The sequence below is a fragment of the Paenibacillus azoreducens genome (assembly GCF_021654775.1).
Taxonomy (GTDB): Bacteria; Bacillota; Bacilli; order Paenibacillales; family Paenibacillaceae; genus Paenibacillus_AQ; species Paenibacillus_AQ azoreducens.
On sequence record NZ_AP025343.1, the window covers coordinates 830,403 to 845,105 of the forward strand.

Below are 14,703 nucleotides of genomic sequence, written 5' to 3' on the forward strand. Positions count from 1 at the left end.
CGGGCCAAGGTACACGAACTGGATTCGAGGCAGGGATAGCCGGATGAGTTGCCTTCACACAACGAAATCCCAAGCCGCCAAAGGCTATTCCTGTAAACTCCAGTGGTCGCGGGCGGAAAGATGACGTTCTTATCTGGGGAGACCTGCGGGAGAAAAAAAAATGCGAAGTCACTTCGTAACCACAGTCGAAAGGCTGTGCTGAACCCGCAGGAGTCAGCAGAGGCCATAGTACGCGAGTACGGGACACCGGAAAACGGAAGGACCGAACCGAAAGGAGAGAGGAAACCGATGCGTTCGAGTGAAAAGCGAAGACAGCCGAATATCCCGCAAGGGAGCTTCCAGCAGAGAGAAGCGGTGAAGCCGCAAGGGTATGCTGGAGCGCCGAGCTCTTCACCGGCACAAGTCGCCCCTTCCTCTCGCGAAGACCAAAACGACCTGCTGGAGAACATGCTCGAAGGAGATAACCTTCGGCTCGCTTACAAGCGGGTGGTCCAAAACGGAGGAGGTCCTGGTGTGGACGGTGTAACGGTAGCCGAGCTACAAGCTTACCTGAAAACTCACTGGGAAACGGTGAAAGCCGAACTTCTGGCGGGAACCTACCAGCCGGCGCCAGTCAAACGGGTGGAAATCCCCAAACCCGGAGGCGGCGTACGGCTGCTCGGTATCCCGACCGTAATGGACCGCTTCCTCCAGCAAGCGCTTCTACAAGTGATGAATCCGATGTTTGATGCTCACTTTTCGTGGTACAGCTACGGCTTTAGACCCGGAAAGCGGGCTCATGACGCAGTGAAGCAAGCGCAGCACTATATCCAAAGCGGCCGAAGATGGGTCGTAGATCTGGACCTGGAGAAGTTCTTTGACCAGGTGAATCATGATATGCTCATGGCCAAGGTGGCACGGAAGGTGAAGGACAAGCGAGTGTTGAAGCTGATCCGAGCTTACCTGAGTGCCGGAGCGATGGAAAACGGAGCTTGCCAAAAGACCGAGGAAGGAACGCCGCAAGGTGGTCCGCTCAGTCCACTCTTGGCCAACATCCTGCTGGACGATCTGGATCGAGAGCTTCACCGGAGAGGATTGCGGTTTGTCCGCTACGCGGACGACTGTAATATCTTCGTCGCGAGTAAACGAGCAGGAGAGCGTGTGATGGAGTCGGTGACACGCTATGTAGAAGGAAAGCTAAAACTGAAAGTGAATCGGGAGAAGAGCGCGGTGGACCGGCCATGGAACCGTAAGTTTCTTGGCTTTAGTTTTCTGTCGAACAAGAAGGCTACGATTCGACTAGCCCCCAAGACGATACACCGATTGAAGGAGAAGATCCGGGAGCTCACAAGCCGCACCCGCCCGATAGCGATGGAAGAGAGGATTGCTCGTCTCAATCGCTATCTGATGGGTTGGCTGGGCTACTTTCGTCTGGCCTCAGCCCAGAAACACTACGAGAGATTGGACAAATGGATCCGAAGAAGATTGCGCATGTGCCTATGGAAACAATGGAAGCGAGTACGTACGCGTATCCGAGAACTCCGGGCCTTGGGCGTGCCAGACTGGGCCACTTTCATCATGGCCAACTCCCGCAGAGGAGCTTGGGAAATGTCCCGAAACATGAATAACGCCCTTCCGACATCCTATTGGGAAGCGAAAGGGCTGAAAAGTCTGCTTTCTCGTTATTTGGAACTTTGTTAACCTTTTGGAACCGCCGTATGCGGACCCGCATGTACGGTGGTGTGAGAGGACGGGGGTTCGTCACCCCCTCCTACTCGATTTATGAAGCTGTGAGATTTATTTTTTGGTGTTTTCTGTGGAGGATTTGTTTTTCTTATTGGGTTCTACATAGCGGTCCATGACTTTTCTTGATCCACTTACCCGGTTGATTTTAAAGGTTTTATGGCTAATTCCAACCTGAATGGTGGCGTCCTCGTCACCCACCATATGTCCATACAAAACAATTTCCGAGTTCATGGGATCAAGAAACTTGTAATCATAAAAAATCACATCGGTATTATAGTTATCTTTCATGTACTGTTGGGCAATAGGCTCGGCTTTGTTATAAATGGCTTCCTTTTGCGTTTTGGACATGCATCCAGTGAGTAAAAGTAAAACTAAAGTGACTAAAGATATTATTCTTAGATTTCTCCACATATTTGCCCCCATTTCATTTTTGAAATTATAACTATTTGGGATGAAATAATATAGTGCTTATTTTATACTATTATTCTGCTATTTGGAAAATATAGGAGGGATTAAAATGAGTTTCATTAGAGATGAAATTTATCATACTTTATCCGATAAAACATATTCGAGAGACATAGAGGCCCATGGGAAATTTGGGCCAAATCGTGATTGGGAGGCCGTAGAACCAGAAGGAGCCTTACTTCATGATACAAATGGTTCAGGCTTCGATGCAGCCGTTTTTAAAAATGTAAATACGGATCAGGTTATCATTGCTTATCGTGGGACTGAACCTTTTGGTCGCCCCCTGTGGAGCGTGCTGATGGATTATGGAACGGATGGAATGGATGTGGTTGGCGGGAGAGCCAAAGGGCTTGAAGAATTCCATAAAGCCTATGAGAAAATCAAAGATAATCCTTGGGTGATGTCAAATCCGTCAACAGCACAGATGTACTATAAAATGGAATCTGATTATCAAACAAATCAGTTTCATCAAGCTGAGGAGTTGTACCATGCAGTAAAAAAAGCTTACCCTAATGCACAAATCTCAACAACGGGTCATTCCTTGGGTGGAGCGGAGGCTGAGTATGTTGCCGTACGCAATGGTTTGCATTCCATCAGTTTTAATGCGCCCAGCATCGTACATCTTTTGCCAGATGAACTCCAAGAGAAGGCGAAGAGAGGCGTTTTTGAAAAAACAAACGTAGCTTATGTAGATCCCGGAGACGGGATTGGCTCAGGATTTAAAGAAGCTAAAAGGCATGTTGGATCTACTTATTATACGTACTCTACATACGAAGAGGCGAACAAACAATATCAAAGTTCCACAAGCTACTTCCCTATGATCACATCCCAGAATAGAAGCAACCCGCTGACAAATTTCATTTTAGGGCCAGAGTTTCATATTCAGTATATCCCTGTAACACTGCCAATGGGAAATTGGGGGGCTGTCAAAAAGTTTTACAATTCGATATGGGGCGAGTCAAGACATTCGCTCGAGCGTTTTGTATTTGATCAGGAAGGGAATATCGCAAACCAGCTGTTTACAATAGATGGCCAGCCTTTTGAGGGTTCCCCGAGACTCAAGTATTACAATGAAAGTGTGGCAAATGAGGAATTAATGAAAGAAGCCGTGAAGGAACTCATTCAACGCTACGGAAGCAATTGGGGGATGTTTGGGAAGGTTGTGGCAACTGCTGCAGGGGTGACCATACAATTGCGTCCGGAAGCGCTCAAAGAAGCAGGGCAAACCATTAACCGGCATGTGCAGGAATTTCAAACAGAGCTTCCGGCAGCCATTCGAAGCATTCAGCATTTGGTAGAGACAAGCAGTAGCCGTTCGCTTGGGCCTATTGTCGAAAGATTAATAACCAGCTTGAATACATTCAACCGTTGGTATGCAAACGGAGCGCGGGAGATTGGCGAATATATCAACAAAAAGGCGGACGATTTTTTGCGTGCTGATCAAGGCTGAGCATGAGAAAAAGAACCTCACAAAACCACAATACGAGAAGTTGTATTTCGATAAGCTGACCAAACAGAAGACGCCAGTGGGCGGATACAGCCTGTTACTGTTGCCGGAGCAGCTTCGGACCTTTATCGGACCGAAAACAGATATTCCACCTTCCGTGGATGTGCAGCGCGCCAATGTGGCGATACAAAAATGGTATGGGGAGTATAGTCTACCGGCTAACCCTTATGTAGTAGCGGCCAATACGAATATTGCAGAGTACGGGCGGACTCACGAGAGGATTGGACGATAAATCCCCGATCTTCTTGAGAGATGGATATATTGTTGTCAACTTCAATATCGAATCGATTCAGGAAGGGAAACTGGGCGACCCGCATCTTCAATATATTGATGCGCCAATGATGAACAAATGGAAGGAAAACCAGTGGCAAATGGAAGGGTTTCAATCTACTGTGAGGGATTCATATGGCCACGAATTTAAACTGAAACAGGGAGATGTGGTGTTCTACCACGCGGACAAGTCCAGCAGGGATGATTTCAGTTCCCAGGTACCGCATTAGAATTCTGCTAATAGAAAAGTCCTCAAGGTAGCTTGAGGACTTTCCGTTAGCTTATGAAGCGATGAGATTCATTTTTTGGTGTCTTCTGTGGAGGATTTGTTTTTCTTATTGGGTTCTACATAGCGGTCCATGACTTTGCTAGATCCGCCTACGTTATTAACTTTAAATGTCTTGTGATTAATTCCGATGCTAAAGGTAGCGCTCTCATCTCCCCCCATATGTCCATACAAAACAATTTCCGAGTTCATAGGATCATTAATTTCATAGTAATCAGAAAAAACCACATCGGCATTAAAATTGTCCTTCATGTACTGTTGTGCAATAGGAATGGCTTTGTCATAAAGGGATTTTTTTTGGGCTTTTGACATGCATCCACTGAGTAAAAGTAAAACCAAAATGACTAAAAATATTATCCTTAGATTTCTCCACATATTTGCCCCCATTTCATTTTGAAATTATAACTATTTGGGATGAAATAATATAGTGCTTATTTTATACTATTATTCTGCTATTTGGAAATTATAGGAGGAATTAAAATGAGTTTCATTAGAGATGAAATTTATCATACTTTATCCGATAAAACATATTCAAGAGACATAGAGGCCCATGGGAAATTTGGACCCAATCGTGATTGGGAGGCCTTTATTTTTTGGTGTTTTCTGTGGAGGATTTGTTTTTCTTATCGAGCTTAACCCTGCGATCCATTACTTCACTAGATCCTCCTACTTGACTAATTTTAAATGTCCCGTGATCAATCATAATGTCAAAGGTAGCGTCTTTGTCCCCTGACATGTGTCCGTATAATACAATTGTTGAGCTCATCGGGTCAAGAAACTCGTAATTATCTGAAAAAATCACATCGGCATTAAAATTGTTCTTCATATACTGTTGTGCAATAGGAACCGCTTTATTATAAATGGTCTCCTTTTGCGTTTTGGACATGCATCCACTGAGGAAAAATAAAACTAAAATGATTAAAGATATGATTCTTAAATTTCTCATATACTTACCTCCATTTTTCACTAAAAAATAAATGTCAAGATTTGAATAATATATATCATGAAAAATCAGTTTCATCAGGGCAACTGCTACAGGCGTGACTATACAATTGCGTTCGGAAGCGCTTAAAGAAGCAGGGCAAACCATTAACCGGCATGTGCAGGAATTTCAAGCAGAGCTTCCGGCAGCCATTCGAAGCATTCAGCATTTGGTAGAGACAAGCAGCAGCCGTTCGCTTGGGCCTATTGTCGAAAGGTTAATAACCAGCTTGAATACATTCAACCGTTGGTATGCAAAAGAAGCGCGGGAGATTGGCGAATATATCAACAAAAAGGCGGACGATTTTTTACGTGCTGATCAAGGTTGAGCATGAGAAAAAGAACCTCACAAAACCACAATACGAGAAGTTATAGCCAACCCTTTCTTCCAAAGGTCCTGTATACAATTGGGGATAATGTCATAAAAACAATGATTATGTATGGTAAAATATTACTATCCTATAATATACTATAAATATTGGAATTGAAACAAGCAGCGGCAGCCGATCAGGACTTACGGAAGGGGATTTAATCTATGAGCAGAATTGTCGTAGAGCTTTTGGATTTAATGAAAGCAGAACAGGAACTGAGCAAACTGCTTCAGAAGTTAAAGCGCAATGAACTTCATCTGCGGACAATCAGCGACGGGATACAGGATTGGAAAGGCAAATCTGCTGATGAATTGCGCAGCCGGCTGGATGTCTTTTTCAAAGGTTTGCAGAAGCAGATGGAATATATCGAAGAGCAAAAAATACAACTCGCAAAATACACCTACCGAATGGAAAGGGTAGATCAACAGTAAGCAATGGGCTAGCAAGAGTGAGATTGTACAATGAAGAACGAACAAAATCATAGCGAACCTCATGGAATTAAGTTTCTTTGAGGTTTTTTTATGTATATTTTTAAGTTATAAACAATAAATATCATGTTTCGACATATTTTTCAAAATTTAGGTGGTATAATGTGCCTACTACTATAGTCATATAATTACAAGCATGGAATATGAAAGGAAAGGTAGTTGGTTTAAGCATGTCTTTCTTTTACTATCGCAGATCGCCACGGATTATTAAGGACCAAGGTGAACGCACGCTTGAGGTTTTCCGCCCTCCTTCTACTCCCCAGGCGCCGACTTTGAATCTTATTTCTATTATGGTTCCCATCATCGTGACGGTGGCGGGTGCGGCAGCCATGATGATGTTTTATAAGCGGTCGGGGAACTCGACCTTTGTCGTTGTTCAAATGATATCGCTTTGTACCATGGTCGTTTCTTATTTTGTTCCGATCCTGGTTCATCTGCAGCAAAAAAGCAAACATAAGAAAAACATCAAGAAGCGAAAAAAGCAATACGAGGCCCATTTGGATGAAAAACGGGAGCAGCTCCAGAACTGGAAAAACGAGCTGATTTTAAATTGGCATCAAACTCACCTTGAGCCCCAGTTTTGCATACAAGCTTTTAATGAAGGGAGCTCATCGATATGGGAGCGTATTCCGCAGGATATCGATTTTCTGAAAGTGCGTGCAGGGATCGGTACAGTCCCGAGCGGCTTTGACATATCTGTACCGAAACAGGAGGGAATAGACAAGGACCCTCTGATTGAAAAGGCCAATGAATTGGCTAACAAGTTCTCATCCATTGCCAATGCGCCTGCACTGCTGGATTTGAACAAGTACAGGGTTGTGGGAATTGTCGGCGAAGCTGAGCAGTTAAAAGCCTTCTGCCGAGCGGTTATCACCCAGATCGCAACGCATCATTCGCCCGACGAGGTGAAGCTCGCGGCATTTATAAGCAAGATGCAGACGGAGGATTGGGACTGGATGAGATGGCTCCCGCATATATGGGATGATAAAAGATCCGGCAGATACATATTTCAGGACGGAGCTTACCAGGCTCCGGTTCTGGAGCAGCTGCACTCCCTGCTTCAACGCCGCCTGTGGATGAAAGAGAAGGAGAAGGCCCTTCCGTTTATCGTATGCTTCCTACCTTATATCGAAATGCTGGAGCATGAGCCGTTGCTGCCGTTGCTGATGAAAGAAGGAGATCATATTGGAGCGACGTCGATTGTTTTGGCGGAACGCCAAGACCTTCTTCCGAAGGAATGTCAGCTAGTCGTGGACATCCGCGGGGATGAAGCGGTTATGCGTTCTACCAATGTAACGGGAGGCGCTAAAGATTCTGCATATGCAAAACCAAAAGACGATGTTCCGTATGTGCAGTCCTTCAAACCGGATATTATGTCTGCGGGAGAAGCGGATCATTTTGCCCGCAAGGCGGCCCCATATCGTGTCAAAACGAGCTCGGCGGATGAAGTTGCTAACGTACTCACCTTGTTTGATCTGTATGAGATCCAAAAAATAGACGAACTGAATGTATCCAATCATTGGGAGGAAAACAGATTTCCGAATACGCTGCCGTTCCCGGTCGGGGTCAGGGGAGGAATGAAACCTGTTCTCCTGAACCTGCATGACAAAATTGAGCGGAAGGGGCATGGTCCGCATGGACTAATGGCTGGTACGACAGGCTCGGGCAAAAGCGAGGTAATCCAATCGATTATTGCTTCGCTGGCTATTCAATATCATCCGCATGATTTGGCGTTTATGCTGATCGACTATAAAGGCGGCGGCATGTCGAATACCTTCATGGATCTGCCTCATGTGATCGCTACCATTACCAACCTGGAAGAAGAGGGTTTAATCGAACGTTCGAAGGTTTCCTTAAAGGCGGAGTTGAACAGAAGGCAGAAGCTGTTTGTGGCTGCGGGCAATGTCCAGCACATCGATGAATACTACAAAACGGAATGGAGAACCAGGGAGCCGCTGCCGCATTTGTTTATCGTCATCGACGAGTTTGCCCAGCTTAAGAAAGACCAACCTGAATTTATGAACGAATTGGTGTCGATTGCGGCCATTGGCCGGACATTGGGTGTCCACTTGCTGCTTGCCACGCAGAAACCGGGCGGCGTCGTCGACGACAAAATCTGGAGTAACTCCAGATACCGTATATGCCTAAGGGTTCAGGATGAAGCGGACAGCCGGGAAATGCTGAAAATCAGCGATGCGGCTTATATAACAACTCCCGGGCGGGGGTACCTTCAGGTAGGCAGCAATGAAGTGTTTGAACTGGTACAGTTTGCTTGGAGCGGAGCACCTTACGATCCGAATAAATCCGTTCAGCAAACAAGCTTTGCCGCCTACAAATTAAATCTGGACGGCAGACGGTCGAAACTGAAAAATCCGATGGAGCCCATCGCTGACGGATCGGACAGCAAGAAGGCTGACGGAGTCGAGCAAAAGCAATTAAGCGTACTGATTGAATATATTGCCGAGGAATGCCGCAAGTCGGGGCTTCCCCGCCTTCCCGGACCTTGGCTGCCGCCGCTGCCTCAGCATATTACGCTTGATCAATTACCGGTTTCGGATGATGGGTCCATGGGGAAAATTCTTTATCCCGTTATCGGTCTCGTAGACGATGTTGCGAACCAGACGCAATTTCCGCTGCATCTTGATATCGAGTCCGGTAACTGGATCGTGAACGGAATGCCAGGCACAGGCAAAACCACGTTTGTCCAAACGCTTTTATTCTCGCTGGCTACAAGCTGCACTCCGGAGGATGTCCATATCTATGCGCTAGATTTCGGAAGAATGCTTAGGGATTATGCTTTAATGCCGCATACCGGAGATATTATTTTGGATGACGAAGAAGAGAAACTAGGCCGGCTGATCGCATATTTGGAGGATGAATTAAACGGAAGGAAAATGATGTTTGCTGAAGCGGGAGTGAAGTCCAGACAAGCTTATTGCCAAGATACACAACGTCAACTGCCGGCAATCTTGGTCATCATCGACGGTTATGTCAGCTTCAAAACGCAATACGAATCCCTTCATGAGAAGCTGGAAGTATTATTCCGCGAAGGAGCGGGTTACGGTATTTACTTCCTGCTGACGGCTAATCGCGTATCGGATATTTATGACAGAGTTCGCAGCAACTTCCCTAACGGGGTTTCGTTCCTGTTGGCGGACAGCGCAGATTACCATTACGCGGTAGGCAGATTGTCCAAGATTCCGTCGCATCTACCGGAAGGGCGCGGTTTTGTGAAGGGCCATGTTCCGCCATACGAGTTCCATACCGCCTTGTCCGTTGACGCCGCCAACGAATCTACGAGGGCCAAACTCGTGAAGGAGCGCTTCATTCAAATGGATGCGGAGTGGAAAGGCTCCAAACCGCTGCCTATCCGAACCTTGCCGGAAACTGTAGCGCTTGAGGAAATATGGAATGAAGGCACAGCGGATGAAAAGAGTAAACTGACGCTGGGGCTTCAGGTCGCTAATTTGAAGAGTTTCGAGTGGAATATGGAGGATGGCCCTTATTTTATTATCGGGGGCAGAATGGAAAGCGGCAAAACCTCTATGCTGATGACCATCGGCATCATGGCTTCCCGTATCTATGCTCCTAAAGAGCTCCAACTCTATTTATGCGATGTCCGCCGTTCTGCCCCGGGATTAAGCTCGCTGAGAGAACTTGCGCATACCCGCGGAATTGCCTCGGATGAACGCTCTTTGGAAGATATGATCGCTGAGCTCAAGCTTGAAGTGGAAACAAGAGTACAGGCTGAGACGGCAAATCCCGGCGCTCCGCGTCTGTTGCTGTTGATTGACGATGCCGATGTCATGGCCAAGCGGATTTCTTCCAATTATACCTTGACCGAAAATCTCGAATATATCACCAGATACGGCCGTGAGCATGGCGTCTATATTATAGCGGCCGGTCAGGCAAACGATATGAACCAGAACTGGGATACCTGGCTGAAAGAAATTAAGTCCGCACAGATTGGATGGCTGATGGGGACGACAGATCTGAATGAAGCTCAGCTGTTTAATATTAAAATACCTTATGATCAGAGCGGCAAAACGCTTCCTTCCGGGGAGGGCTTCTATATCAAACGGAAATTTGAGCATGTCAAAATAGCCCATGCATTTGCTCATGGAAATGAACAATTTATGGAGCAAGTGAATATAGTAAATTCATCCTGGTTAGTTAGTATGAATTTATCATAAAATCGACAGTTTCTACCATAAATTGTATTGAAAAATATTAGGAGACTTGTTACTATTTTAGTATATTCATAAAAAAGAAGAGAAAAAAGGAGGAAAAAGGATGGCTCGTATTTTAATTACACCTGAAGAAATTGATAAGGCATCTTCTCTTTTCAAAACGACCTCTCAACAGAGTCGGGAATTGGTCAATAAGTTGAACTCGACAATACAATCCATGCAAGGTCAATGGGACGGTATGACCCAGCAGCGCTTCTTTCAGCGGTATGAAACAGACAAGAAGAACATGGAGACATACATAACTATGCTGAATGATGTTTCACAGGAACTAGCCAAGATTGCGGAACGGTTCAGAGCAGCGGACCAACAGGGTTAGACGGGCAAAGGCCAGGTATTTATTTACCTGGTCTTTACTTTATCTGAAGTATGTATAAAAGGAGACTGGATGCTAGTGGACTATCAGATTCAAGCAACCGCCGAAACCCCAGCCCTGATTATTTACCTGCTGGACATTAGCGGTTCAATGACCTTGGAATTTGAGGGCAGACGGAGAATGGATATCGTAAATGAAGCCCTGAAAACGGCAATCCGGCAGATTGTATACCGTTCGACAAAAGGTTCGAGACTTTCTCCGAGATACCGGATAGCCATATTGGCTTACAGCGACGAAGTGTACGATCTCCTGAACGGGGTCAAACCCATCGATCGCATCGCCAATAGCAGCAGCCTGCCCGAGCTGTATCCCAAGCGATTTACGGATACGGCCAAAGCCTTCAGGCAAGCTGAGAAGATCCTGCTCGCAGAGCTGCCGAATATGCAGCATTGTCCTGCTCCGTTGGTATGCCATATGACAGATGGGGTGTATACGGGAGAAGATCCGGAGCCTGTTGTCGAAAGAATCAAGGCGATGAAAGTGCCCGATGGCCATGTACTGGTAGAGAACATCTTCATCACAGACGCGGCTTTTGGGGGGGGAATCAGAGATATCAAAGCTTGGGGAGGGGTGCTGCCGGGGAGCTTTTCCGCGGACGCTTATATGGAAAAGCTCAAACGCATGTCATCGATTATCCCGGAATCTTACCGGGAGATGATGATTGAATCCTCCTATTCCATACGGCAAGGAGCTCTGATGATGCTTCCGGGAACAAGCAGTGACCTGATTTCCTTGGGATTTCAGATGTCTACAGCGACCCCGATCAAATAAATGGACACGAGGGAGATAGGATGAACAGTACAATACTTACGCTGATGATTGATTGGACAGGGAAATCCGTTGATTTGGAACTGCCTGGGGATGTGCCGCTGAATGAAGTGTTGGGCAAAGTGCTCCCGGGGCTTGAGGAATGGGGGCCGTATCCTTTCTCGGAGAGGGAATACCAATATGTCATAAGCGACGGCGGCCAGCAATGGAAGCAGGTGGATGTATCCCGGACGTTAAACGAGCAGGGAGTCATGGACGGATTTTACCTGCGCGTAGAGAAAAACGGAAATTTTTCTACTTTGACCTAATGCCAGTTGTAACGGGCGGTTGTAAAAGGTTTATCATCGGACTTTAAATTACTGATTTTTTTGGAAAGGGAGACGAGCATTGTTTCCACCCGAACGAGATTTTACATTTTCGCTGCTAGGGAGAATGTATCAGATGGCAGAGCATCCCCGTTTTGCCGGAATCCCTTACGGCCAGGAGGGCAGACAGGGGACGGTTTACAAACTGGTATGCTCCGAGGATAACCAAAGTTATGCTTTAAAAGTGTTTCGGCCATCGTTCAGGTATCCGACCATCGTCAAAAAGGCGGAAATCCTGAAGCAGTATGCGGGTTTAAGCGGCATGCGCGCTTGCTCTAGAACCGTGATTCATCCCCAGAACAGCAAGGAGCTTTTGGGACAATATCCCGAACTGCTGTATGCCGCAGTGATGCCATGGATTGAAGCGGAGACCTGGAATGAGGTTTTAGCATCCAAACGCGAGCTTTTACCGGAGCAGTGCAGATTACTGGCGGAAGCTTTCATTCACATTATGATGGGTCTCGAAGAGAATGGTCTTGCCCACACGGATCTGACATCCTCCAACGTGATGATCGGGCTGTCTCCCGGACAGCAGTGGGTTGAACTCGTGGATTTGGAGGATCTTTATATGAGCGAGTTCGAGGAGCCGGATGATCTGCCGGAGGGGACAGATGGATATAAAGCTCCGTTTCTTCAGCAAGAACCGATTTGGGGACCATATACGGACCGATTCTCAGGCGGCATTCTGATCGCTGAGATGCTTGCCTGGGCAGATAGCGAAATACGGGAGCAGTGCTGGGGCGAGAGTTATTTTTTCCCCGGAGAAATGCAGCAGCCGAGCACCCGCCGGGAATTGATGTACCTAACCTTGGAGCGCTTATATGGGGCTACGCTTGCGGGGCTTTTCGAAAGGTTATGGAATGCGGAGCAGCTTGAGCAGTGTCCTTCTTTTGCGGAATGGTCCGTCATTTTGGCATCGGCGGAGAAACGCTTAGTTCCTAAGGAAGACGAACCCTCCGCAGAGCAGACGGCAGGCGCTGAATGCAATCCGGACGAACAATCTCTGACGGTTGAGGAGCAGCCCGGTTCCGATGCTTGGGAAGCTATCGATCTGCTGCCGGACGAAGAAGCGGAGAACAGACTGGCCAAAGCGAGAAATTTTGAGCAGCAAGGAAGGTTACCCGCAGCGCTGTGGGAATATGGCAGGCTTGTGGAGGGTTTCCCGGAGAACTCTGCCATACATCGGGAAATCGAAATCGTTATGGCCAAGATCCAAGAAATCATCGACCAATCCGGGGATAGCTTGGAATCTGAAGGAGTGGTCCAGCAGTTTCAGCAAAAAGCTTCGGATTTTAACAAAGAAAGTTTATACAGTAAGCTGTGGATCATTTTGCTCGGAGCATCTTTCATTATTTTGATTATTGCTGTATTGGCCTATTTGCTTTGATACGGCGCGAAGGGGGAGAACAACGAAGATGTCAGCGGAGACCGAAACTTTTCATTTAACCGTCGAGGAATTCTTTTTCCTCACTCAAATGCTGGGGATCTCTCATATTGCCGGTTTCAAGGATCCTTTCCAGGGCTATTTCATGGAGGAGCTTGAGGAGGAATTTGTGAAAATCAAACAACGGCTTTTGGACCGGGGATTGGTTGCTGGCAAGGAGGACTCGGAAGAACTGGAGATAGACGAGCTTCTGGGCCTCTGCCTGATGAGCTGCGGTTCGGAAGAAGCGGTTTATTTGAAGAAAAATATCAAGGCGTCGGGAGAATATGAGGCCTATTTATATTTTACCCCAAACGTGGTGGTTGAACGCACCTGGGATGACAGCGGCTCGCTCACTTTGGCGCCTGTGTCCAATGCGGAGCTGTCGATGAATGTGCTTGCCAGATTTTTTCCGCTGACGCTGCGCGGAGAAACGCCTTTCCAAACTGCATTGAAAAATATCAATGGGGATACATGGGATTTGCTGTCGGTGCAAGAAAAGGAAAAGTATCTGCGCGAACAGGGGATGGCTTCGGAGAATATCGGCTTTTTACTTCGCCTGGAATCCGATCCGGACAGGTCCGGCACGATGGTATTTTGCTCGCGTTACGGAGGATATTGGGAGGAAGAGGTTTATCTTTACAGGCAGCTTGATAAAGAACTTCTTCTGATAACACAGCCGGCGGATTATGAAATTTGTATCGAATCTTACCGGCCTGAACCTGTATTGGCAGCGCTGGAAAGATTGGCGGAGAAATTTGATTTGGTTAGAGGGAAGGGGGCGTAAATCTTGGCAAACCGCATTAAAATCGACCCGGAGCAAATACAGCGGATTGGAGACCGTTTTCTTCAGTGCTGCGAGCAGAACTTATCCATGGCCAAGGAATTGAAATCTTTGATCGACGGGCTGCAGGGGGATTGGGAAGGGAAATCGCGCGAGCGGTTTTACTCTTCCTATCAGGACGCTCATAAACAGCTGGAAAGCGCATCTACGCTGCTGAAAAACGTCGGGGATGAGCTTAAGGCTATCTCTGAAAGGTTCAGAAAAACGGATGCAAGCACATAGAGGAGGGATAGTATGCCTATTCGTGTTGATGTGGCGGTTCTGCAGAGCATTGCAAGGCAGGTCCGTTCCGGAAGCAGACGGCTGCAAAATGAAGGAAGCAGGGTCAATAGCAACGTACAGGGCATGCTTTGGACAGGAAATGCTTATCAGAGATTCATTAAAGGGTACCGCGATACGAATCTCAAGCTAAACCGGACGATTGAACAGATGGATGCCTTTGCCGATCAATTGGAGAGAATTGCCGAAGCATTCCGTCAAGCCGATCTGGAGGAGGACAGAAGGCGTGAACAGGAGGAGCGGGCCCGCCGGGAGCGCGAAGCGATGGCCCGTTCCTCATCGAACCAGAGGAGATAAGGAGGGTGCGG

General features: G+C 46.9%; 17 protein-coding genes. 14 read left to right on the forward strand and 3 right to left on the reverse strand.

The window, feature by feature from the left end; genetic code table 11:
- Nucleotides 1-288: 288 nt before the first annotated feature.
- Entirely contained in the window at nt 289-1,680 is a 1,392-nt protein-coding gene (gene ltrA / locus L6442_RS03560; RefSeq protein WP_237100198.1) for a group II intron reverse transcriptase/maturase, read from the forward strand.
- Nucleotides 1,681-1,776: 96 nt separating this feature from the next.
- Here the strand turns inward: ltrA and L6442_RS03565 are convergent, their stop codons facing one another.
- On the reverse strand, nt 1,777-2,136 hold the full coding sequence (locus L6442_RS03565; protein ID WP_212981569.1) for a hypothetical protein: 360 nt from the start codon (nt 2,134-2,136) through the stop codon (nt 1,777-1,779).
- 106 nt (nt 2,137-2,242) lie between these two features.
- Here L6442_RS03565 and L6442_RS03570 point away from each other — a divergent pair, with 106 nt between their 5' ends.
- Genes L6442_RS03570 through L6442_RS32930 form a run of 3 tightly spaced genes read left to right on the forward strand, consistent with a single transcriptional unit; the run spans nt 2,243 to nt 4,197 of the window.
- Entirely contained in the window at nt 2,243-3,640 is a 1,398-nt protein-coding gene (locus L6442_RS03570) for a lipase family protein (RefSeq protein ID WP_212981568.1), read from the forward strand.
- Nucleotides 3,624-3,929 carry a hypothetical protein gene (locus tag L6442_RS32925; protein ID WP_306436716.1) on the forward strand — a complete coding sequence of 102 codons (306 nt, stop codon included), beginning with the start codon at nt 3,624-3,626 and terminating at the stop codon, nt 3,927-3,929. Before L6442_RS03570 ends, L6442_RS32925 begins: the two co-directional genes overlap by 17 nt.
- Complete coding sequence (locus L6442_RS32930) at nt 3,919-4,197, forward strand: hypothetical protein (protein WP_306436715.1); 279 nt, start codon at nt 3,919-3,921, stop codon at nt 4,195-4,197. The genes L6442_RS32925 and L6442_RS32930 overlap by 11 nt, the downstream gene beginning before the upstream one ends.
- A gap of 68 nt (nt 4,198-4,265) precedes the next feature.
- Here L6442_RS32930 and L6442_RS03580 read toward each other — a convergent pair whose 3' ends face one another.
- A complete protein-coding gene (locus tag L6442_RS03580; protein WP_212981567.1) occupies nt 4,266-4,628 on the reverse strand; it encodes a hypothetical protein in 363 nt (120 codons plus the stop codon).
- 211 nt (nt 4,629-4,839) lie between these two features.
- On the reverse strand, nt 4,840-5,199 hold the full coding sequence (locus tag L6442_RS03585; protein WP_212981566.1) for a hypothetical protein: 360 nt from the start codon (nt 5,197-5,199) through the stop codon (nt 4,840-4,842).
- Nucleotides 5,200-5,293: 94 nt separating this feature from the next.
- On the opposite strand from L6442_RS03585, the gene L6442_RS03590 reads away from it, so the two are divergent.
- From L6442_RS03590 to L6442_RS03635, 10 genes are all read left to right on the forward strand, one after another.
- The gene (locus L6442_RS03590; RefSeq protein WP_212981565.1) at nt 5,294-5,563 is read left to right on the forward strand and encodes a hypothetical protein; all 270 of its coding nucleotides are present in this window, start codon (nt 5,294-5,296) and stop codon (nt 5,561-5,563) included.
- A gap of 206 nt (nt 5,564-5,769) precedes the next feature.
- Nucleotides 5,770-6,036: a hypothetical protein gene (locus tag L6442_RS03595; RefSeq protein ID WP_212981564.1), complete on the forward strand. Its 267-nt coding sequence runs from the start codon at nt 5,770-5,772 to the stop codon at nt 6,034-6,036.
- 227 nt (nt 6,037-6,263) lie between these two features.
- Entirely contained in the window at nt 6,264-10,286 is a 4,023-nt protein-coding gene (gene essC / locus L6442_RS03600) for a type VII secretion protein EssC (protein ID WP_212981563.1), read from the forward strand.
- A gap of 100 nt (nt 10,287-10,386) precedes the next feature.
- Complete coding sequence (locus tag L6442_RS03605; RefSeq protein WP_212981562.1) at nt 10,387-10,659, forward strand: WXG100 family type VII secretion target; 273 nt, start codon at nt 10,387-10,389, stop codon at nt 10,657-10,659.
- 75 nt (nt 10,660-10,734) lie between these two features.
- On the forward strand, nt 10,735-11,487 hold the full coding sequence (locus L6442_RS03610; protein ID WP_212981561.1) for a vWA domain-containing protein: 753 nt from the start codon (nt 10,735-10,737) through the stop codon (nt 11,485-11,487).
- Nucleotides 11,488-11,507: 20 nt separating this feature from the next.
- Nucleotides 11,508-11,792, forward strand: a complete 285-nt coding sequence (locus L6442_RS03615; RefSeq protein ID WP_212981560.1) for an EsaB/YukD family protein — start codon at nt 11,508-11,510, stop codon at nt 11,790-11,792.
- Between the two features lie 133 nt (nt 11,793-11,925).
- Nucleotides 11,926-13,236, forward strand: coding sequence for a protein kinase family protein (locus L6442_RS03620; protein ID WP_212981559.1), 1,311 nt, complete (start codon nt 11,926-11,928; stop codon nt 13,234-13,236).
- 28 nt (nt 13,237-13,264) lie between these two features.
- A complete protein-coding gene (locus L6442_RS03625) occupies nt 13,265-14,059 on the forward strand; it encodes a hypothetical protein (protein ID WP_212981558.1) in 795 nt (264 codons plus the stop codon).
- A 3-nt stretch (nt 14,060-14,062) separates the two neighbouring features.
- Nucleotides 14,063-14,338 carry a WXG100 family type VII secretion target gene (locus tag L6442_RS03630; RefSeq protein ID WP_212981557.1) on the forward strand — a complete coding sequence of 92 codons (276 nt, stop codon included), beginning with the start codon at nt 14,063-14,065 and terminating at the stop codon, nt 14,336-14,338.
- A gap of 12 nt (nt 14,339-14,350) precedes the next feature.
- A complete protein-coding gene (locus tag L6442_RS03635; RefSeq protein ID WP_212981556.1) occupies nt 14,351-14,692 on the forward strand; it encodes a WXG100 family type VII secretion target in 342 nt (113 codons plus the stop codon).
- The last annotated feature ends 11 nt before the right edge of the window (nt 14,693-14,703 follow it).